Source organism: Paenibacillus sp. NRS-1781 (assembly GCF_050467745.1).
In the GTDB taxonomy this organism is placed as follows: domain Bacteria; phylum Bacillota; class Bacilli; order Paenibacillales; family Paenibacillaceae; genus Paenibacillus; species Paenibacillus terrae_A.
In genome coordinates, this window is record NZ_JBITPI010000039.1 from 43,467 (window position 1) to 64,717 (window position 21,251).

Sequence of the window (21,251 nt, forward strand, 5' to 3'; positions counted from 1 at the left end):
TTTTGTATACGTCAATAGTCGCGATCAGCTCTACTGAAGTTGTCGTGGCATGAAGAGCAATTGACACATTTTATTATGATGATTATAATATTTTGAAGCTAGCATTATGAAGCCGTGGAGTGATTACAATGCCTTACCCAAAAGGCCATAAGATGAAAGTGCGGAGCAAGATCGTTGAAAGTGCTGCCCAGGCTTTTCGTGCCAACGGTATCCACGATGTAAGTGTGCCCTTTATTATGAAAGGCGCCGGATTAACTCACGGCGGGTTCTATTCACACTTTGACAACAAAGAAGAGCTAGTCGCCGAAGCCTGTCGCTATGCAGTCAGTGATACCCTCGCACTCCTTCAGAAGGCCGTTGACCAAGAAAAGCAAGATCCCCAAATTAATGTTGTCATAGACTACTATTTAAGCACCTATCACCGTGATCGAACAGAAATTGGATGTATTATTCCTGCCCTTTCCGTAGACATAGCCCGTTCTTCCGAAGAAATCCGGCAGATATTCACGCAGGAGCTGGAACGAATGATTACGTTTATCTCCCGTTTGGCAGGAATGGATCTGTCCAAAGGTAGCGCGTTGTTCAGCAGTATGATCGGTTCTCTTGTGCTTGCACGTTCAGTTAATGATCCTGAACTGAGCGACAGCCTTCTCTCAGCAGGCAAACAGCACGCCAAAGCGCTGGTTAACAATTGAATGTGAGCATGTTTTACGTGCGAAAAAAGCCGCTAAACACCAATCAATCCTTGGTATTTAGCGGCTTTTCCCTATGGACCTAAGCTCAAAACGGGGATAGCGATTTGTCAGAGATTCGAAGTCTCCACCTGCCAAATCTCAGTTATGTTCCAAAGCGTTTACGGTACCCGCATTTGCGGCACAGCTCTTCCACCGCTTCTCTCTTGGAGAACCCAAAGTACAAGCGATTTGCACGTTCCCCTTCAACAATGTCGGAAAAAGATTGCTCATGCACGTTACCTAAATTAATGACGCCTTCCCCATCCAGACAGCAAGGGACAACTGTTCCATCCACCAATACCGCCGCCTGGCTGCGAAGCGCATGGCAAAAGCCTTTTCCATCATCCTCAGGGGCACTCAGGCTAGGCCATTCAAATTCGTGATCCTGATTCAAATAAACGTTGGGGGCAATTTTAATCCCACTCCCAGGTATAACCTTTTCCTCAATCCGGTAGTCCAGCCCAAACTCCTGCTCCAGTCGTTCAAGTGTCTCCCGGTTGCGCTGACGCTGCACATTCGTCAAATTATCTTGAGTCAGGTTCCAGAGACGGAACGAGATAATGACATTATGCTTCACAGCTTCCCTTACAAACGTAAAAATATTGCCCAAATACCCTTCCCGATCTACCGAGCCTTCATGCCCGTCAAAGCTGTGAAGCGAAAAATTCATCTGCCGTAGCGCGGGTTGACCCAACAGCTTATGTCCGGTTTTGGGCAGCAAAGTGCCGTTGGTGGTAATATTCACCTTCAAGCCTTTTTCATGAGCGCTCTCCAGCAAAAGATCAATCTTCGGATGGAGCAACGGCTCTCCTTTTACATGCAAATAAATGAAATCCGTATGCGGCTTGACCTGGTCAAGAACGTCGCGAAAAATTTCAGGATCAATAAATTTTTTAACACGCTGCGTCTGAGGGCAAAAGCTGCAAGCGAGATTACAGATACTTGTAATTTCAATATATACCTTTTTGAAAGTCTTCAACATGATTTCCCCATTCTAACCTTCATCCTAAGCATCTTGTTTATGCTCACTAATCTTATGATTATAACGGGTTATCACTGATAGGTAAATCATTTATGTTCGTTCATTTGCTCATCTTTTGCTGTCCTCAATTTGCTATTGACCTTAGGTCTGACCTAAGGTTTATAGTGAAGTTATTCAACTACACCATAAGGAGTCTTGTCATTGAAAAAGCACGTTACGATCAGCCAGCTTTCACAGCTTATGAATGTATCTGTACATCAACTGCGATATTTTGAAGAAAAGGGGATCCTGTATCCGTCATACACAGAAAAAAATCAATATCGAATGTACGGGCTTGATGAAATTTATCAGCTTTCCCATATTTTATTGCTACGTAAATTAAATGTCTCTGTGGGTCAGATTGAAGAATGCATGACTTCCTACGCTGCCAATGATTACAACCAGCTTTTAGAGGATTCGTTGCAGAGGGTACAGGATGAAATAGCTAATTTGAAGTTGCTCGAACAGTTTATTCACAAAGTGCTAAAAGAACATCATAACCTCACTCATCAGGACAATGAGTATCAGATTAGGCTGCTAGGTCCCCGACATTTAAAGCTCTGGTTTGCATTTGAGAGAGATCAAGAGCTCACTGCCAGGGATTTATTCGAACAACGACCCGCTCCACCTCAGTTATTTGAAAATGATCTGCATTATCTATCTGACTCTGGACAAGTGAAGCTATGTTATGAAACGACAGAAACAGCTGACTATATTCTGGAAGAAGGTAGCTATCTTTATAAGCATTTTTCCGTCACTGAAGACGACGAGATTGAGTATGAAATCCAACAATTAGAGCGCTATGTCACTCAGCACCAATATAAGTGCCAAAGCAAGATTATTTTAGTAGAAAAATCCTACCTATCCATGTTCGACAACAACAAGCTGCAATATGAGATTCAAGTACAAGTAAAATAAACTTTTTAGAGTGCGGGAGGCCGTTACATGAGTCCAGAATCAATTGACATTGTTGCTTATCAAAAGCAAGATTATGAAGCTGTATGTAAGCTCTTAGTGGAATCATTTAAAACTAAATTTCAAGCTCTTGTTACACTGGAGGATCAGGATATACAGCAGTTACTCATGAAGGTCTGGGTTCAAGACCCTAATCCTTCAACTATGAAGCAATTTGTAGTTAAAGAGAACCAAGAAGTTGTCGGTATTCTCTCCCTCAAATGGAAAGTACCTTCCTCTTCGCTCCCTAAAACAAAACCCATTTCTTGGGCTCCGCTCATAAAACAGTTTGGCTGCTTCAATGTATTTAAATTTTTGACAGGTATGCATGCGCTGGAATATAAGCCTGCCTCAGATGAGTGCTATATTGATCATTTGGCGATTCGCTCAAGTCATCGTAATCAGGGAATAGGACGACGTTTTCTAGCTTTCGCACAGCAATTTACGGTTGAATCCGGTTTTCATGTGTTGACGCTTCATGTAGAGCATAAGAACCAGGGGGCCATCCGTTTGTATCAGAAACTAGCGTTTGAAGTAGAACAATCCAAATGCAATGGATTGCGACATTTTTGGTTCAAGGAGCCTGTATGGCATCTGATGACTTGGAAAGAAACTAAACTGCATTCGAGGAGAGAACACCTTTGAAAAGAACATCCAAGCTTATCCTTGGTATTGCGTCAGGTCTAGCTGTTGCCTTAATATTGATTATTCTATATCAAGATTCCTACAAGATGACGGAAGAAAAAATACAAATTACGACTCCTAAAGGGGTATTAACGGGTACATTAGCTTTGCCTAAGGACTACTCGGGAAAGGTTGGACTGGTTGTTTTTGTCCATGGGGATGGTCCTATCAATGACACATATGATGATGGATACAAACCGCTGTGGGAAAGGTTCGCTTCCAAGGGTTACGCCTCCTTATCCTTAAATAAGCCCGGTATTAATGGCGCTCCTGGAAATTGGCTGGATCAAAGCATGGAGGACCGGGCACAGGAGATCCGATATGCAATAGACTGGGCGAGAACCTTACCGATGATTGATAAGCAAAAAATCGGCCTATGGGGAGCCAGTCAAGCTGGATGGGTCATTCCGAAGATCGTTAAAAAGGAGCACAATATTGCTTTCAGCATCCTTGTATCGCCCGCCGTGAACTGGATTACACAAGGGCAATTTAACACCAGAAAAGAGATGGAACAGGAAGGGGCTACTCCGCAAAAAATTACAAAGAGATTGGACTACAATCAACAGATTTTGCAATTACTACAAAAACAAGCTTCTTATGAAGAATACCTGAAAATAGCCAACCCAGACAATTTGATTTCCAAAGAAAGATGGAGCTTTATAGGCAAAAATTTCCGGTCTGATTCCACCGAAGAATTAGGCTACTTTAATTCTCCTGTACTCTTGGTTCTGGCTGGAAAAGATATTAACGTTGATGTAAAAGATACTGAACGAGTATATCGACAGAAGGTGCCTTCAGAGCTGCTGTCCGTCATCCATTTACCTGAAGCCAACCATTCCATGATGAATGAAAAAGTCGCACATTCAAAATCTCTAACTTTTTTAACAGCCGTATTTTCCCCTAGAAAATTGGTGAATGATGAGTACTTGAAAATCCTCGCCGATTATTTAATTTACTGAATACAAAATACTGCAATCAATCTCCTCATAGATACAACGTATCCTATCTTGGAAATCGCAGTCATGGTAGTACTTCGAAATCAGAACTTATAAACTAATAAAAAACGACATCTCTGCCGTTTTTTAAGGATTGATATTGCGGGACTCTAGCTCTCTAGCTCTGGACTACTTGAATTAGCCTGCCTGACTTCGCGTCGGTGCTACTTCCTAAGCAGTAAATAAGCAAAATAAGGCACACCAATTAACGACACCATGATGCCTGCGGGAATACCGTCGGGATCTGTGAGATTGCGACCGACTGTGTCCGCGATTAACAGCAACCATCCACCGAGCAGAACCGCGACGGGAATGAACAACTGATTGCGTGGCCCGACCAGGGCCTTGGCCATGTGCGGGGCCATCAACCCGATAAACGCGATACCACCCGTGACAGATACCGCAGATGCAGCCGCAGCGACCGCCGTCAGAATGAGAACGAGGCGTTCCCGTTCAAGCTTCAGACCGACGCCAATCGCCGACGGCTCGCTCAAAGCAAGAAGATTGAGACGTTGCGACTTGTACAAGGTAAACGGTATAAGCAGGATCAGCCAGGGAAGCAGCGCCCAAATGAACGGCCAGTCCGTGCCCCATATATTGCCCGCAATCCATTTCGCGATAAAATCGACCTTCGAGCGTTCCGCCGAGGAGATGATTACAATCATGATCCCCGACAGCGCAAGCGAGAAACCAACCCCGACCAACACCAGCCGGATGGGATCAAGTCCGCTCGCTCGGCTATACGAGAAAACATAGATCAAAGCTGCTGTTATTAATGCGCCCATAAAAGCGACAAGTGGCAGAACATAGACGAACGATCCGACATCAATCGGGAAATACAGAAAGAAGCACGCAATCGCTACGCCCGCGCCAGAATTAATGCCGATGATGCCTGGGTCGGCCAAGTCGTTACGGGTGATACTTTGCAGAATAGAGCCGGATAACGCAAGCGCCATGCCCGATAGCAACGTAATAAAAATCCGTGGCAGCCGGACAGAGAACAGAACAAATTCTTCTTTGAAGGTGCCTTGACCGAACAAAACAGGGAGCAGCCTGTCAAACGACAAAGACGAGTATCCCCAGGCCATGCTGGCTATAGCGGTTAGAATAATTAGCCCTAAACTGACGAGCAGGATCAGGCGTTGTTTTCGAACAAGTGCGGACAGAATCATAAGAAAGCTTTACCTCCTCTACGCACAACGAGCAGAAAAAAGGGCAAGCCCAGCATCGCCACGATCGCTGCCACCGGCGTCTCGTAAGGTGTATTAATCGTGCGGCCCAGCGTATCTGCAAGCAGCATGAACGTAGCTCCTACAAAAGTCGAGAAAGGCAGGATATACCTATAATCGGTGCCAACCATTTTACGGACAATATGAGGAATCATCAGCCCCACGAATGCCATGTTTCCAACAAGCGCGACCGATGCACCCGTAATCGCAATGACAAGGACGAACAGGATGGATTTAATCCATACCAGATTTTGCCCCAATCCAGCCGCCACCTCGTCACTCAGGCTGAGAATACTCAGTTGGTTGGAAAGCATCAGAGCTACCATGATGCCAAGAAGGATGACTGGTGCAATGGCCTGTATTTGTCCCCACGTCGTTCCGATCAGACCCCCGGCAGTCCACATGGATACATCCTTTGAAATTTTGAATGCGATGCTGACGCCATCCGAGATGGCATACAGAAACGCGGATACAGCCGCTCCCGCTAGAACGACTCGGATCGGGGACAGATTGCCTCGACGAATTGAGCCAAGGACGATGACCAAAACTGCGCCCAGAGCGGCCCCGAGAAAGCAGGCTACCATGATGCCGAAGTAGTTTATGCCCGGGATGAATACGAAAGCCAATGCGAGCGCCATATTGGCGCCGGAAGTCAGGCCCAGCAAGCCCGGATCGGCCAGCGGATTGCGGGTAACTCCCTGCATAATAGCACCGGACACAGCAAAAGCGGCACCAACCAGCATCGCCCCCAGCTCGCGGGGTAGCCGAATCTCACGCAGCATGAGAATCTTGTCATCCTTGGTACCCGAGGTGAGAGCAAGCCACAGGTCGTGGAGCGTCGTTTCCGCTGCACCGAATATCATTGAAATGATGAAACACACAATGAGCGCCAGCACACTGCCAAAGAGCTTATACGCAAAAGGAAAGGCATGTTGTTTAATCTTCATCGGACTCTCATCTCTTCTTTAATGAAATATGCGAAGAAACTGTTAGATAACCAGTTCCTTCGCATCGAATAAAAATGATTTACAACGAAAGGCCTATCGTTGCCATGCTTTGAATCGTAGACGTCCCTAATCGTTGCGGTCCCGAAATAGGAATCAACGTTTACTGGCCGAGAAAATGTTGAATGAAAAATTTCAATTGGTATTCCATACTCAGTGGATCGTTAAAGTAGAACGCCTTCGCGTCGGCCTCGAAGACACGTTGATTTTTGACCGCGGGAATATTCTTGTACGTTTCGGTATTCTGGAACGAATTATCCTCATCCGCGTTTTTACTGAAAATGACATAGTCACCCAGGTAATCCTTCATAACCTCCGTCGATAAGGCAAGATATCCTTCTTTCTGGGTCGCCTCCTTCACTTTCTTCGGCATGGCGAGTCCGAACTCCTGATAGAGAATTTCGGTTCCACGGCCAAAGTTATCGCCATAGACATAGAGCTGCTTATTGAATGTCTCGATGACCGAAACCGTCGCATTGGCACCAATCTTCGCCTTGATTTCTTTTCCGGCTTTTTGGGCACGGGCTGTAAAATCATCAATCCAGGCTTGTGCTTCTTTTTCTTTATTCAACAATTTGCCGATTTCACGTTGCTGGGTTAAGAAATCCACCTTGCCATATGTATAAGTGACAGTAGGAGCGATTTGCTTAAATTTATCGACATTTTTAATATCTGAAAGCCCGATAATCAGATCCGGATTCAACTCGATGATCTTCTCCAGACTTTCGTCTGTTACCGCCTCGGCGCCTTTCAGCTTTTCTTCAAAATTCGGGTTGGTCTTGGACATTTCGTCCACGCCAACCAGAGGCACACCGAGTGCCATCACGTTACCCGTTAAAAATCTGGTAAGCACAACGACGCGTTGTGGATGAGTCGGAACCTCTACGGGGCCATTCTCGGATTGATAGACGAAAGTGGTAGATTTCGATTTCGAATCCGAAGTAGCCTCAGAGGACGAACTTTTACCATTCTCGGCATGGTTCGCCTGATTTCCTCCACAAGCACTCAATACAACCACAAGTAAAAGTACCAGCGGAATAAACAGCTTTCTCATAAAATAACTCTCTCCCTTTCAAAACGCTATGTTCAATGAATCATCATATCGTAGATAAGATACTAATCTTGAACTTCGTACCCTTTTCATTGATTATGAAATTCATTCTCATTTGTATGAACTAATTATATGGAACCACTATGCGCCGAACCATGCCTTTTTGTTTGGAAAATGACTTGGACTATTGATCACTTGTAAATAAAGCTACCGCGCGTTGAAGCTGCAAACGAATAGAAACCGGATTGTAGGGCAACCATTCATCCAGGTCAAGCAGACGTACATTATTCCGCTGTACAGCGGGAAGGCTGTTCCAATAGGAGGACTTGAATACCATTTCACTATGTGCGGTGGAGCCCTTCTCATCCGGAAACACTGCAACCAATAATTGCGACCCTGCATAAGCTGCGAGTTGGGATATCTCAATGGGAATGGAATGAAATTGATCCCCTAGCTTCTTCATCTCCTGCCCGATCAATTCAGGAGGCCGTAGTCCAAGCGATTGATAGATAATATATCCGACATTTCTCGCTCCGTAAACGAGCAGCTTATCCGGCTTAATCACCAAAATCGTTATGATTTCATTAGCGACTCCGCATTGCTGTACCAGAGAGCGGGCTGCCTGTTCTTCCTTTTCAAAAGCAGCCAACCACTGCTCTGCCCGATCGCTCCGCTGAACAGCATGTGCGATACGACGCAGATGCTCTTTCCATCCCATTTCCATCCATGAAATTTCCACGATAGGCGCTACAACTCGCAAATGCTCAGGATTCAGCCCATATTGGTGCAAATGCTGTTTGGCTGCAATGATCAACTCAATGTGGGTATCGAGCAATACCGAGTTCACCTGTTCAGCAGAGCAGTTCGTGCTTATAAACTTCATCGTTTGCGGCGGCTCCAGACCATTCGTCTTCACATATTCGCTGCTTTCCGAAATGGTGACAGCAGGTTCCAATCCAAGCAGCAACAGATGGCTGGCGTAAGGTATGAGCAATACAGCCACACGTTGGGATGATCCGCGGTTGTAGCTTGAAGGTGATGCTCCTGTATGCTGCTTAAAACGACGGCTTAGATAAAATTCATCCTTGTAACCTACCTTCATTGCAATTTCCCGAAGCGTGCCTGATCCGCTTATTAACAGCTCTTTGGCTCGGTGAACACGCAGCCGCGACAAATATTCGTTCGGGGAAAAACCGGTAAGCTGCTTAAACTGGATAGAATAATGTGATCGGCTTACGCCTGCAATCGCGGCCAACTGCTCACGCATTATTTTTTCGCTATAGTTGTTTTCCAAATAAGTAATACTGTGTTCCATCGACGGCTGCTCACTGGCAGCATACTTGGCCTCCTGCTGTTTCAACAGTAGAAGAATGATTTGGTGAAATATAATTTGATTCTGCACATGACGGGCTTCACTAGCAGGTAAACGATGGATATACAGCTCCTCCACATGGGCCACAATCGCAGGTTCATAAGGAAAAAACTGAATATTAGCATTAGAGGCCACCTCGCTTTTCCGCATCATTACACCTGTGGGTAGAGGATTTGCCTGCTCTCGCGTACGGATTAAAAGCTTATAAGCATGAAGTGGTTGCTGGAGATTCGTAATTAAAGCGGCATGGCTATGGGCCGGGAGAAGGATGACGCTCCCTTCCATGAGCTCGTACATTTGATCATTAATCCTGAGAATACCTTTGCCGCTGGCAATCGCAATCAGCACGGTTACACTCTCATGAATCTTATACATCGGAAAATTCGAGGTGCTGTACAGCGAATGGATACTGTCAGCCGTATATAAAGGAAAATGGGACTCTGCCCACTCCGAGACAACGTTATCCACAAGCAAAGCCTCCATTACAAAATATTGAGGAACGTCTTTCAGTCCTCTGTGTCTGGATCTTATTAAGCAAAAAAGTCCAATTATATAGCATAAAAACGATATATATACTATAAATGATCAAACTTTTTTCATGCTACCCCACCTTGGATTTTTACAAAACAGTCCTCAGTTTACCGCTGTAATCCATAAAGTCAGGTTATATTGTAAGAAGACCTCTTTGTTGCAGTAATTCTTTCGTACAATTCCACAGTTTATTTTGCATAGCAATATCTCCACCGGGGTCTACAGGTACAATCGAATGTCCGGTTCCAACATTAAAATACCCTCCTGTTACTGCCTGGTACTGCGGGTCCACCATTAAGCGAGTCATAATATCAGCTCCTCTGCGTGGATCACCAATATGAAAAAAATTCAATAAACGCTCAAGCATTGATGCAAACCAGAGCTCACGTCCGAGACCAGTAACATTAAACCCCGGATTCAGAGCGTTCACACTGATGCCCGTTCCAGTCCATTGACGTGCCAATTCACCCGTAAACATAATGTTATACAGCTTGGTTTTTCCATATATTGCAGAAGAGCCTCTGGCAGTAAAAGGAGATATATGGGTCAAATCCTCAGGGAGCTTAAGCTCGCCATGATTGCGTGAAGCTTCCGAGGCAACATTGACAATTCTGGCGCTTCCTGCATTTTTCAAGGAATGCTGTAAGGCGTGCGTCAATAACCACGGTGATAAATAGTTCACAGCCATCATTTCTGCAAATCCCTCGGAGGTTACCCGTTGTTCGAATGCATGCAGTCCTGCATTATTCAAAAGCACATCTATTTTGGGGTATGCAGTTGAAATCTCGTTTCCTATACGTCTGACATCCTTCATTAAGGATAGGTCACCGAAAAAAAAGTCTACTTTTGTTGAGGGCATCATTTCTTTTATCATTTTTTCAGTAGCTTCTGCGCGATCCTTGCTCCTGGCTGTCAGGATAAGATGAGTACCACGTTTAGCCAATTCAATCGCAACGAGTTGCCCCAAACCACTCGTTCCGCCAGTTATTACAACAATCGGATTAGCCATCATAGTGATTCTCCTTTGTACTGAATAGTCATTGTCAATGTAATTGGCCGTTCATTGCTTTACTCCATTATATCCGTCTCAAGTTTTGACATGCAGCTGATGTAGTCATATACTTGATATAAATCAACTATATTATTTTAATTGATATATGTCAATTAATTTACTTGAATGATTTACTTTATCAATTAAGGTTAGGTGAAATAGGATGAATGTTGATCGACACAAAAATACACCAAGAGGCCAATTGGAGCTGGGGCTCGGCGAACAAATCAATGCCCTCATAAGCGCCTCACATGCGCTAAATGTCAAAACTGCAGCACGTTTCAATCCTTCAATACAACCTGCGGGCTTCCATATTATCCGTTGGCTTTACTCGTACGGCCCAACAAGCGCCACTATGCTGGCGGAATCAACAGCTATGGATCGCAGTTCGGTTAGCCGTCTCGTCAAACAGCTTGAGCTTTTGGGTTATGTGAAAAGGGAAGCCTCCCCTGATGATCGTCGAGGAATACTTCTATCCCTCACTGAGCTTGGGCGACAAAAGACGATGGATGCTCTAAAAGAGAAAGAATTTGTATTTTACGAACACATTTCAAGATGGGACGATGAACAACTTGAACATTTTATTGAAATGCTCAGGGATTTTAACGGATTTGATCATAAGTAACAAGCTCATAGGTTGAATGACTGCCTTTCTTAAAAGCATCGAGTAAAACTAAAATAAACGTCGTGTCCTCATTAAAGAGAACATGGCGTTTATTTTTCATCAAGAAAGTAGGGCCTTCTGTGACCAAACGTGTGACCACGAAGGATAACAAAGCTAAATTCAAAACAAAAAAACGACATTTCTGCCGTTTTTCTAAAGGATGGACTCTCAGGGACTCGAACCCTGGACCAATTGATTAAGAGTCAACTGCTCTACCAACTGAGCTAAGAGTCCATAATATAAAATTGGTGGAGCCTAGGGGGATCGAACCCCTGACCTCATCGCTGCCAGCGATGCGCTCTCCCAGCTGAGCTAAGGCCCCATTATATGTAATTAAAAACGTTTCAAGCGACTCCTATATCATATAAAATTTTCATCCCTGTGTCAATACTTTAATAAAAAAAAATTATAATTACCCTTCCGCCATCAACCAAGATACAGTCAGCGATCTAGTCGCTGGCTGTATCTTTGGATAAAAGTGTTTTCAGTTCCTTCATAAACATGTTGATGTCTTTGAACTGCCGATATACGGACGCAAAGCGCACGTAGGCAACCTCATCAACAGGATAGAGCTGTTCCATGACCAGCTCGCCGATCTGCTGGCTGTCCACCTCAGTAGCGGCTGTGTTGCGGATAGCGTTTTCCACCTGGGATACGATCATATCCAGTTGCTCGACAGATACAGGACGCTTCTCGCAGGCCCGAATGAGACCGCGCAGCATTTTATCACGGCTGAATTCTTCACGGCTGCCATCCTTTTTAATGACCATCAGTGGAGTCTCCTCCACCATTTCAAAGGTGGTAAAACGCCTGGCACATTGCTCGCATTCGCGGCGGCGGCGGATGGACTTGTTATCATTCGCAGGCCGCGAGTCCAGCACCTTTGTTCCATTGTAAGCACAGTAAGGACATTTCATAAATTCACCACTTTCTTTTTCCAATAAATCCCCTGTACTTTTTCGTAATAATTTTGTCAAAACGGTTCATAATAGGTTTACCACGTCGCGAGGAGGTGAACAACAATGGCACAAGGAAACAATGGCAACTCCAACAACCTGGTAGTCAGCAAAGCCTCCGGCGCTCTGGAGCAAATGAAATATGAAATCGCTCAAGAGCTGGGTATCAGCATTCCTCAAGATGGATACCAAGGTAACATGACTTCCTATGAGAACGGTTCGATCGGGGGCTACATCACAAAACGCCTCGTAACGATCGCCGAACAACAATTGGCAGGTCAATACCAATAATCGCGGTAATAACGCAGAAGCAACAAGAAAAAGTGTATGGACGGGCTGCTAAATGCAGCCTATCCTGCGCTTTTTTCATTTTAATGCCATCAGGCTCATTCTGTCATGACATATTTACACGCAGCCTCGTCATCCGTTAAAACTGATTATAAATTTTGGTGTATTGCCTGTAGTAGTAAATAACCCGCTGTACATAATGTCGTGTCTCGCCAAAAGGGATCTGCTTGATGGATTGTTCTTTCCCATCCCATACGCCCTTATCCAGCCACTCCTGCACTTTACCGGGGCCTGCGTTATAAGCCGCAACGATAGCTACCGGATTATCCTTAAATTTCATCGACAGGTTATGCACATACCAGGTTCCCAGCTCAATGTTGGTGCCTGGCTCGTGCTTGACGCTATCCAGCGGAACCTTTTGGATCTGGGCGCTGTCCATAATCCAATTCGCCGTATCGGGCATGATTTGCATGAGTCCCAGTGCACCCTTGTGCGACTGCTTGCTGGTCTTAAAGTTCGTCTCAACACGGATAATGGACGCCACCAAAAACGGGTCCACTTCATACGTCTGCGAGTATTGCCGGATCTCATCCTTATATTGAATCGGATAGAACCACGACATCCAGTTTGAATTAAAAAACAGAATCAAGACAAACCCAACAAACAAAGTCAGCAGGACTCTTTTTTTGCGCAAAATATTCATGCCAGTCCCTTTCGCTGCCAGAATTGATCAATTTGCTGTTTTGTTTCAGCCTGTGTTCCACTATTGTCGATGACGATATCGGCCAGGCTTCTTTTTTGTTCAATATCCATTTGCGAGGATAACCGAAGGCCAGCTTGTTCCTCGGTCAATCCATCTCTGAGCATCAGACGCCGGAGCTGCACATCACGTGGTACGTATACCACCATAATTTCATCGTACAAGCTCTCCAGCCCGGACTCATACAGTAACGGGATATCCGCCAAAACAAGCTTGTCCGGCTGTTCCTGCTCGTAAGTTTCCATGCGCGTACGCATTTCCTCACGAATCGCAGGATGTGTAATATCGTTAAGCGCCTGCCTTTGAGCAGGGTCTCCAAATACAATCTCGCCCAGCTTTTTGCGGTGTAAAGTTCCATCACTGTTCATCACAGCTTGTCCAAAATGCTGTATGACCGCCGTCAGCACCGGGTGCCCCGGAAGCATTACTTCCCGGGCAATGGCATCTGCGTCAATCAGCAGCGCACCCTTGGCGACCAGTAGAGCCGACACGGTGCTTTTACCGGTAGCAATACCTCCGGTTAATCCGATATTCATGCTCTTTCACCTCATAACAGCTTCAATATACCCATCATAATCAATAATAATGCCGGTAACACACCCAGCGCCTTCATAAATCGGAATGCCGACAGACAGAAACCTGTTTTCATACCTGCAATCAAAAATGTCCCACTGAATAGTGCAATAGCCAGCGCAGTAGCGAGTGGCTGAAAGCCCAGCATAGCTGCTCCCAATCCTGCACCGAACGCATCTACCGATAAAGCGATACCTAACCAAACCGCCTCCATAGCGGATATACTGCCTGAACGGTCCATATCTGCAGCAGACGGACTTCGGAGAATCCGAATAACGAGACCCCATTTGCGGAATTCCAAAGAAAATACGGTCCGTTCCTCTTGTACTTCTAAAGATTTCTCCCCTACCAGAACATTACTGTTCTCAGGATCAGGATCATCAATCAGATCTTCTTTGCGATGCAGGGACTGATACAAAGAGTGGCAGCCAATCCCAATCAGAATGACAGCGCCAAAAACCGTCGTATATACAGGAGACAGAACCTGCGACAATAATGCGCCTAGCTGCATGGATATGCCAATGACCAAACCTGAGCATACTGAAATGATGACAATGGACAGCAATGGAATTTTCATTTTGCGTAGCCCATATGTAACACCGACTCCAAAACTGTCCAGACTTAGTGCAAATGCCAGCAGCAGCAGGGCTCCCCAATGATTAGCCACTCCAATTCCCTCCCATTGCGAAAGGAAGGGCCTTAAAGAAGCCGAAACCCTTCGCAGTATTGGTACTTGGAATCAATATATGAGAGGAATGGGCTTTGGGTGACTGTACCTGTTTAACGCAGAGGCTGGCAGACTGGGCAATGATGGGTACCACGTCCGGCTACGACGGATTTTTCGATCAATGTACCACAGTGAACACAAGGCTTAACGCTACGTCCATAGATTTGCAATTGATGCTGGAAGTCGCCCGATTGGCCTTGTCCATTGACGAATGATTTGATGGACGATCCTCCGACCAAAATCGAAGCGCTCAGTGTGGAGATAATCGCTTCATGCAGCACACGGAACTGGTCACCCTCCAAGCTTTTGGCCGGCTGTGCCGGATGTATACCCGCCTTAAACAACGACTCATCCACATAAATATTCCCGATGCCCACGACATATGACTGGTTTAACAGCGCAGCCTTGATCGAAGTCGAACGGGTCCCCACAGCGGCGCGAAGCGCCTCCGGTGTAAAGGACTCGTCCATCGGCTCCAGACCGAGCTTGTTCAGCGGCTTTTCCAGCAAATCCTGTCCTTCCGTAAATAAATGCATTGTGCCGAATTGGCGAACATCCTGATAGCGTAATTCCGTTCCATCCGTAAAATGAAAGATAACGTGAGTATGCTTTTCCACAGGATCATTTTGCGAATATAGGCCATACCGTCCTTCCATTCTGAGATGGGAAACGAGCACCAGCCCGTCCAGCAGAATCCGCAAAAACTTCCCGCGTCTCTCCACTCCTGTAATGCGATGATCAGCCAATTCCATAGCAAAAGCGTGTATATCATCAGGCCGCTGAATAATGCGCGGCAGATTCACGGTCACATGATCTATATGTTTATCGACGATAAGCTCGTTTAACGTTCGTTTAATCGTTTCTACTTCCGGTAATTCCGGCATGATGTCTTCACCTCACCCTATATTATAACGGAAGCAGCGTTAAATTGGGACTATCTACTCATTGAATAACTTACTTTGCTTCATACCAATTACTTCCATAGCTAACTTCCGCTTTGAGCGGTACAGATAGCTTCAGCGCCGCTTCCATCGTAGCCGGGACAAGCTCTTTCATCGTTTCCAATTCCTCCGGCGGAACCTCGAAAACAAGCTCATCATGTACTTGAAGCAGCATACGGCTACGAAGATTACGATCGCGAAGCGCCGCGTCCATCTGCACCATCGCCAGCTTGATAATATCGGCTGCGGTACCCTGAATCGGCGTATTCATGGCGGTACGCTCCGCGAACGAGCGCAGGTTGAAGTTGCTGGCGTTAATCTCCGGCAAATAACGTCTGCGTTCCAGCAGCGTTTTTACGTATCCGTCCCGCTTCGCATCCTTCACAATATCATCCATGTAACGACGAACGCCCTGGAACACGTCAAAATATTGGTCAATAAAGCGAGCCGCTTCCTTGCGCGTAATATTCAGGTTTTGCGACAAACCGTAATCACTGATCCCGTAGACAATCCCGAAGTTAACCGCCTTGGCAGAACGCCGCATGTTAGAATCTACGTCTTCCGCAGGGATGCCGAACACATCGGACGCGGTCTTCGTATGGATATCCATGTCGTGGACAAAGGCTTCCTTCAATCGCTCATCATCCGAAATGTCAGCCAGCACCCTTAGCTCGATCTGCGAATAGTCCGCCGCGAGAATAGACCAGCCCGGCTCGGACGGCACAAATACCTTACGGATTTTACGTCCCTCTTCCAGACGAATCGGAATATTTTGCAAATTTGGGTATTGACTGCTCAATCGTCCGGTTGCTGCAACCGTCTGTCGGAAATACGTATGCAGCTTGCCCGTTTTATCCGAAATTTCCTTAAGCAATCCTTCCACATACGTGGATTGGAGTTTCGCAATGGTACGGTACTGCAAAATGTTTTGCACAATATCATGATAGGGGGCGAGCTTTTCCAGTACCTCGGCATCGGTGGAGTACCCGGTTTTCGTCTTTTTGATAACAGGAAGGCCCAGCTTATCGAACAAAATTTCACCTAGCTGCTTGGGCGAATTCAGATTGAACTCTACACCGGCAATGATGTAAATCTCGCGCACCAGCGTTTCAATCTGGGCTTCAAATTCTTTACCCAAAGCGCGCAGTTCTTCCACATTCACCAAAATGCCCTGCTTCTCCATATCCGCCAAAATGCGGGACAACGGCATCTCCAGCTCATGGAAGAGCTTGTGCATTTCCGTTTTTTCCAGCTCGGCCTGCTGTACAGGTACCAGCGCTTCAATCACCGCCGCCTTGCGCGCCACATGATCGGACAGCACATCCACGTCAGGTACTTTATATTTAGCGCCTTTGCCGAACACTTCATCGTCCGGACGAATCGAGGACAAGCTATGCTTGGCTGCCAATCCGCTCAGCGACTGGTTTGCATCCGTCGGGTCCAGCAAATATCCGGCCAACTGTACATCGAATTCCGCCCCGGCAAATTCAATCCCGTGCCAATGCAAGGCTAAATCCGTACGGTGCAAATCATGCCCCCGCTTTTTGCGCCCAACATCGGCGAGCCATTCACGGACAGGCTTGGCTGCATCAGTGTGCAGTACATCCAAGGTCATAAAAAACTGTCGCCCCGCTCCGCCAAAGACCAGACCCACAATTTCAGCATGATGCGGATTATCGCCATGGGTCTCTACATGTAGCAGATCGACGGTATCCAGTTCATGTACCAGCTCGCTAATCCGCTGTTCGTCCAATACGGTCACGTCAGCCGCAGCTTCCTCTACGTCTATTCCAGCACTGCCAACCTCACCCGAAAAGGATAAACGCTCCAGCAAGGACTTGAACTCCAGCTTCGCCAGCGCAGGTCCCGCTGTTTCTGCTTGCAGCCCGTCGAAGACAACATCTTCCAGCTGCTTGTCCAGCGTTACATCCCGATAGATGGTCGCCAAATCCTTGCTCATCCGTGCATCATCTGCATGCGTTTCAACGCGCTCTTTCATCTTGCCTTTCAGCTCATCCGTATGCGCCAGCACCTCTTCGACCGAGCCATATTGGTGCAACAGCTTGAGCGCAGTCTTCTCCCCCACGCCCGGAATCCCCGGAATGTTGTCCGACGTATCGCCCATCAGACCTTTGAGGTCGATGATTTGCAGCGGCTTCAAGCCATAACGCTCCTGAATCTGCTCAGGTCCGTACGTCTCCACCTCGGTAACCCCTTTGCGGGTTAAGCCGACAGTGACGTTGTCCGAAGCCAACTGAAGCATATCCTTATCTCCGGTAACCACCAGCACGTTAAAACCAGCTTCGTCCGCTGTTTTAGACAGGGTTCCAATGATATCGTCCGCCTCATAGCCATCCAGCTCAAACTGGGCAATGCCGAAGGCGGTCAACAGCTCTTTCAGCAGTGGAAATTGTTGGGACAGCTCCGGCGGCGTTTTTTCCCGTCCACCCTTGTAATCCTCGTATCCTTTGTGACGGAACGTTATTTTTCCAGCATCAAAGGCAACCAGAATATGTGTCGGCTTGTGTTCCTCCAAAAGCCGCAGCAACATCGTTGTAAATCCGTACACCGCGTTCGTCTGCTGTCCGCTCGAATTCGTTAACGGCGGCATAGCGAAAAACGCCCGGTAAATGATACTGTTGCCATCTATAAGCATGAGTTTATCCATTTAGCACCTCGCAAGTTCATCAATGCATTCGAAACGTTCTTTCGTTTTACGCATTCCTTTTCCTATCTTAACATAAAGGCTCCTTTTTCAGAAAAAAACGGCTGCTCCCTAACCAGATTCGTCTTTTGCACAAAGACAAGTCTGGGTCAGAAACAACCGCTATATACCTGAAAAGCCCTACTGGTTCAAATCTGGTCGCTCCCCTGTCACGAGATATACAGTGCTTTCACCGATATTCGTCGCATGGTCACCAATCCGTTCAATATATCGTCCGACGAGCAGTTGCAGCATGCCTTGTGGAGCTTCCTCAGGCTTTTCTACCATAAACACATACAGATTGCTGATCATATGGCTATACATGGAATCTACACGATCATCCTCTTTGGCCATTTTATAAGCCAAATCTGTATTTTCATCCAGATAGGATGTAATTGCGTCGTCAATCATTTCTTTGACGATCGAAGCCATCTGCGGAATATCCACCAGCGGCTTGATGACCTGCTGCCCTTCCAGACGCAGCGTGACCTTGGCAATATCGAGGGCCAAATCCCCCATCCTTTCCAGATCACTGGAAATTTTAAAAGCAACAATGATCCGGCGTAAATCCTTGGCTACCGGCTGCTGGGTAATAATGAGCTTGGAGCCCATATCGAGAATGTTCTCTTCCAGCGCATTGAGAGATGCATCATTTTTGACCACCTGCTGGGCCAATTCCGTATTTTTGGTCTGCAAACATTCAATGGCCTGATCGAGTGCCTTCGATACATGTGCACCCATTTCGCGCAGTACGGCTCTCAGCTCATCTAATCCTTCATCAAAACCTTTTCTGCGAATCATTTCGAAGTCACCCCTCCTGGCATTACTAATCTGGTCAACTTTAGCCAAACCGGCCGGAAATATAATCTTCCGTACGGGAATCCTGCGGCGTGGAAAACATCGTCTCTGTATCTGCCGCCTCTACCACAACACCGTTCAAGAAAAAAGCAGTACGACCGGACACACGAGCCGCCTGATGCATGTTATGCGTCACCATGACGATCGTATATCTGTCACGCAGCTCTTGAACCAGTTCTTCAATCTTCATCGTGGAGATCGGGTCCAGCGCTGACGTTGCCTCATCCATAAGCAAAATATCTGGCTGCACAGCAAGCGCTCTAGCAATGCACAGCCGCTGCTGCTGTCCGCCGGACAAGCTCAGGGCTGAACGCTTGAGAAAGTCCTTAACCTCTTCCCAGAGTGCCGCCTGCCGCAAGCTTTGCTCCACCAGTTCGTCCAGCTTGTCCTTTTGCCGGATTCCATGCAGACGCGGACCGTATGCCACGTTATCATAAATAGATTTAGGAAACGGATTAGGCTGTTGAAAAACCATCCCCACCTGCTTGCGCAGAGCTTCTACTTCCATCGTATCGCCATATATATCCTGGCCTGCGATACTCACCGTACCTTCAATACGCGTTCCCGGTATCATATCGTTCATCCGATTCAGCGTACGCAACAAGGTAGATTTACCGCAGCCGGACGGTCCGATGAAGGCTGTTACCGTTTTTTCAGGAATATCCAGGTTTATATGTTTCAGCGCTTGAAAATTCTCATAATACAAGTTCAGCTTATCAATCCGAATAACGGAATCATTCATTGATTTATGATCTCCTTCGTGTTGCAGTTATGGTCCTCAAGCATTGCACCTGATTTGCACAATATGAAGATTATATAAGCTGTGTGTAAATTCAGTATGGTGGATTTGTTAACGGTATGTAAAATGATCAGGGATTCAGCATAAGCTTCAGCTCCTGCGCAATCCCGGCTGCATTCAAAGCCGCTTCCTCTGCGGAACGGGACATTTCGTTGTTTTTAGTTTCAATTTCAGCAACGGCCTGTAACAGTTGGGTAAACGTTTGGGTTCCAGCGGATATATACCGGGAGCCGGTATTAATCTGCTGCATGCTCGTATCCGTCAGATCGGCCGTATCACGCAGCATTTGTTCAATATCCGTAAGCAAGCTTGTAATCTGTGCGGAAAAGGCTTTCGTCTGAAGTGACATATTGCGCACCTCCTGAGATACGATCTGGAAGCCACGCCCATGTTCTCCAGCATGTGCCGCTTCTATTGATGCGTTGATCGCCAGCAGTCCACTTTGATCCGCGAGTGCGCGGATGGAGGAAGCCATGCCTGCAATGTCACTCAGCAATTGTGTTAGCGCTGTAATCTGTTCATGCTGACGCTTCATTTGCTCTGTGACTGCCCGATAGGAGAGCAGAACATCTTCCAGTTCCATTTTGCCACGGCGGGATAATTCACTCATCGAACGAGTTAGACGCACACTGTCGCCAGCCTCTTTAGCGGCATCCAGCACAGTTGTCTGAATCCGATGGACACCATCATAGCTATGCCGAACCACATTACCCCGATGCTCGTCCGCCTCTCTCTGCATCCGCTGAACAACCGACAGGATATCACGAATCGTCAGCACCCCAAGTAACCTCGTCCCCTCCTTAATCAACAAGCAATCGTAAAATTGTTGATCTTGACGCAGCATCGCCTGCTCTACAATGTCCGCTGCCGGGCTTTCCAGATCCACCATTAATGTATCAGGGTCAGCAAATATGGCCGCAGACTTGTCATAAAATAAAGCCGCAGCAAACCTGCCCGTAAAATGGCGGTTATACGCATCTCTCATAATAATGCCCAACGGAAGGCCATTTTTATCAACGACAATGACACAGGGAATGTCTTCTTGCGTTTTCATAAGTGCTAATAGCTCTTTACAAGACATATCCGTACCAATGATCGGAACCTCCCGGCAAGGCACGTAGGTAGTAATGGGCTTGTTAGATTCACGTTCAACCATGGCAGTGGAACTCGGCTGGGTCTTTGGTTCCGTTATCATCGTTCTGAAGTCCCCTTTTTTTTGACTACTTGAAGTGACGGGAACATCATATCGGTCATTTGTTGATTGTAACGTTTGTTTATGTTAACGAAATGTAAAATCACGAAATGGACACATAAATCGTCGCATACAAAATCGAACAGAATCGAGTAGGAGGCTA

The 21,251-nt window shown here is 46.5% G+C and carries 21 protein-coding genes and 2 tRNA genes; 6 read left to right on the forward strand and 17 right to left on the reverse strand.

What is annotated here, in order from left to right; translation table 11 throughout:
* Nucleotides 1-128 precede the first annotated feature (128 nt).
* Nucleotides 129-695 (forward strand): TetR/AcrR family transcriptional regulator, encoded by a 567-nt coding sequence (locus tag ACIFO6_RS14880; protein ID WP_430041462.1) that lies wholly within the window; start codon nucleotides 129-131, stop codon nucleotides 693-695.
* A 142-nt stretch (nucleotides 696-837) separates the two neighbouring features.
* On the opposite strand, the gene ACIFO6_RS14885 is transcribed toward ACIFO6_RS14880, so the two are convergent.
* Nucleotides 838-1,716, reverse strand: coding sequence for a radical SAM/SPASM domain-containing protein (locus tag ACIFO6_RS14885; protein WP_044647084.1), 879 nt, complete (start codon nucleotides 1,714-1,716; stop codon nucleotides 838-840).
* A 201-nt stretch (nucleotides 1,717-1,917) separates the two neighbouring features.
* Here ACIFO6_RS14885 and ACIFO6_RS14890 point away from each other — a divergent pair, with 201 nt between their 5' ends.
* Genes ACIFO6_RS14890 through ACIFO6_RS14900 form a run of 3 tightly spaced genes read left to right on the forward strand, consistent with a single transcriptional unit; the run spans nucleotide 1,918 to nucleotide 4,352 of the window.
* Entirely contained in the window at nucleotides 1,918-2,673 is a 756-nt protein-coding gene (locus tag ACIFO6_RS14890; protein WP_430041464.1) for a MerR family transcriptional regulator, read from the forward strand.
* Nucleotides 2,674-2,700: 27 nt separating this feature from the next.
* Nucleotides 2,701-3,354 (forward strand): GNAT family N-acetyltransferase, encoded by a 654-nt coding sequence (locus ACIFO6_RS14895; RefSeq protein ID WP_430041466.1) that lies wholly within the window; start codon nucleotides 2,701-2,703, stop codon nucleotides 3,352-3,354.
* Complete coding sequence (locus ACIFO6_RS14900; RefSeq protein ID WP_430041468.1) at nucleotides 3,351-4,352, forward strand: alpha/beta hydrolase family protein; 1,002 nt, start codon at nucleotides 3,351-3,353, stop codon at nucleotides 4,350-4,352. The genes ACIFO6_RS14895 and ACIFO6_RS14900 overlap by 4 nt, the downstream gene beginning before the upstream one ends.
* A gap of 200 nt (nucleotides 4,353-4,552) precedes the next feature.
* Here ACIFO6_RS14900 and ACIFO6_RS14905 read toward each other — a convergent pair whose 3' ends face one another.
* The 5 genes from ACIFO6_RS14905 to ACIFO6_RS14925 form a co-directional block, all read right to left on the reverse strand.
* Nucleotides 4,553-5,560, reverse strand: a complete 1,008-nt coding sequence (locus tag ACIFO6_RS14905) for a FecCD family ABC transporter permease (RefSeq protein WP_430041469.1) — start codon at nucleotides 5,558-5,560, stop codon at nucleotides 4,553-4,555.
* The gene (locus ACIFO6_RS14910; protein WP_430041470.1) at nucleotides 5,557-6,564 is read right to left on the reverse strand and encodes a FecCD family ABC transporter permease; all 1,008 of its coding nucleotides are present in this window, start codon (nucleotides 6,562-6,564) and stop codon (nucleotides 5,557-5,559) included. The genes ACIFO6_RS14905 and ACIFO6_RS14910 overlap by 4 nt, the downstream gene beginning before the upstream one ends.
* 160 nt (nucleotides 6,565-6,724) lie before the next feature.
* Nucleotides 6,725-7,675, reverse strand: a complete 951-nt coding sequence (locus ACIFO6_RS14915) for an iron-hydroxamate ABC transporter substrate-binding protein (protein WP_430041472.1) — start codon at nucleotides 7,673-7,675, stop codon at nucleotides 6,725-6,727.
* A 181-nt stretch (nucleotides 7,676-7,856) separates the two neighbouring features.
* Nucleotides 7,857-9,512 carry a helix-turn-helix domain-containing protein gene (locus ACIFO6_RS14920; RefSeq protein ID WP_430041474.1) on the reverse strand — a complete coding sequence of 552 codons (1,656 nt, stop codon included), beginning with the start codon at nucleotides 9,510-9,512 and terminating at the stop codon, nucleotides 7,857-7,859.
* A gap of 196 nt (nucleotides 9,513-9,708) precedes the next feature.
* A complete protein-coding gene (locus ACIFO6_RS14925; RefSeq protein ID WP_430041476.1) occupies nucleotides 9,709-10,587 on the reverse strand; it encodes an SDR family NAD(P)-dependent oxidoreductase in 879 nt (292 codons plus the stop codon).
* A 202-nt stretch (nucleotides 10,588-10,789) separates the two neighbouring features.
* On the opposite strand from ACIFO6_RS14925, the gene ACIFO6_RS14930 reads away from it, so the two are divergent.
* Entirely contained in the window at nucleotides 10,790-11,251 is a 462-nt protein-coding gene (locus tag ACIFO6_RS14930; protein WP_430041477.1) for a MarR family winged helix-turn-helix transcriptional regulator, read from the forward strand.
* Between the two features lie 200 nt (nucleotides 11,252-11,451).
* Here ACIFO6_RS14930 and ACIFO6_RS14935 read toward each other — a convergent pair.
* The 3 genes from ACIFO6_RS14935 to nrdR all read right to left on the reverse strand — a co-directional run bounded on the left by ACIFO6_RS14935 (nucleotide 11,452) and on the right by nrdR (nucleotide 12,207).
* Nucleotides 11,452-11,524 (reverse strand) — tRNA-Lys (locus ACIFO6_RS14935).
* A 12-nt stretch (nucleotides 11,525-11,536) separates the two neighbouring features.
* Nucleotides 11,537-11,612: transfer RNA gene (locus ACIFO6_RS14940), tRNA-Ala, on the reverse strand.
* A gap of 127 nt (nucleotides 11,613-11,739) precedes the next feature.
* Nucleotides 11,740-12,207, reverse strand: coding sequence for a transcriptional regulator NrdR (gene nrdR, locus ACIFO6_RS14945; RefSeq protein ID WP_013309614.1), 468 nt, complete (start codon nucleotides 12,205-12,207; stop codon nucleotides 11,740-11,742).
* 105 nt (nucleotides 12,208-12,312) lie between these two features.
* On the opposite strand from nrdR, the gene ACIFO6_RS14950 reads away from it, so the two are divergent.
* On the forward strand, nucleotides 12,313-12,537 hold the full coding sequence (locus tag ACIFO6_RS14950; RefSeq protein WP_137062459.1) for an alpha/beta-type small acid-soluble spore protein: 225 nt from the start codon (nucleotides 12,313-12,315) through the stop codon (nucleotides 12,535-12,537).
* 136 nt (nucleotides 12,538-12,673) lie between these two features.
* On the opposite strand, the gene ACIFO6_RS14955 is transcribed toward ACIFO6_RS14950, so the two are convergent.
* The 8 genes from ACIFO6_RS14955 to ACIFO6_RS14990 form a co-directional block, all read right to left on the reverse strand.
* A complete protein-coding gene (locus ACIFO6_RS14955; RefSeq protein ID WP_430041479.1) occupies nucleotides 12,674-13,237 on the reverse strand; it encodes a lytic transglycosylase domain-containing protein in 564 nt (187 codons plus the stop codon).
* On the reverse strand, nucleotides 13,234-13,830 hold the full coding sequence (coaE, locus tag ACIFO6_RS14960; protein WP_430041481.1) for a dephospho-CoA kinase: 597 nt from the start codon (nucleotides 13,828-13,830) through the stop codon (nucleotides 13,234-13,236). Before coaE ends, ACIFO6_RS14955 begins: the two co-directional genes overlap by 4 nt.
* Nucleotides 13,831-13,841: 11 nt before the next feature.
* Complete coding sequence (gene ytaF / locus ACIFO6_RS14965; protein ID WP_430041483.1) at nucleotides 13,842-14,534, reverse strand: sporulation membrane protein YtaF; 693 nt, start codon at nucleotides 14,532-14,534, stop codon at nucleotides 13,842-13,844.
* A gap of 113 nt (nucleotides 14,535-14,647) precedes the next feature.
* The gene (gene mutM / locus ACIFO6_RS14970) at nucleotides 14,648-15,478 is read right to left on the reverse strand and encodes a DNA-formamidopyrimidine glycosylase (protein WP_430041485.1); all 831 of its coding nucleotides are present in this window, start codon (nucleotides 15,476-15,478) and stop codon (nucleotides 14,648-14,650) included.
* 70 nt (nucleotides 15,479-15,548) lie between these two features.
* Nucleotides 15,549-18,203: a DNA polymerase I gene (gene polA, locus ACIFO6_RS14975; protein WP_430041487.1), complete on the reverse strand. Its 2,655-nt coding sequence runs from the start codon at nucleotides 18,201-18,203 to the stop codon at nucleotides 15,549-15,551.
* A 177-nt stretch (nucleotides 18,204-18,380) separates the two neighbouring features.
* Nucleotides 18,381-19,040 (reverse strand): phosphate signaling complex protein PhoU, encoded by a 660-nt coding sequence (phoU, locus tag ACIFO6_RS14980; protein WP_192512834.1) that lies wholly within the window; start codon nucleotides 19,038-19,040, stop codon nucleotides 18,381-18,383.
* A gap of 40 nt (nucleotides 19,041-19,080) precedes the next feature.
* A complete protein-coding gene (gene pstB, locus ACIFO6_RS14985; RefSeq protein ID WP_044647067.1) occupies nucleotides 19,081-19,839 on the reverse strand; it encodes a phosphate ABC transporter ATP-binding protein PstB in 759 nt (252 codons plus the stop codon).
* Nucleotides 19,840-19,966: 127 nt separating this feature from the next.
* The gene (locus ACIFO6_RS14990) at nucleotides 19,967-21,091 is read right to left on the reverse strand and encodes a methyl-accepting chemotaxis protein (protein ID WP_430041490.1); all 1,125 of its coding nucleotides are present in this window, start codon (nucleotides 21,089-21,091) and stop codon (nucleotides 19,967-19,969) included.
* Nucleotides 21,092-21,251: the final 160 nt, after the last annotated feature.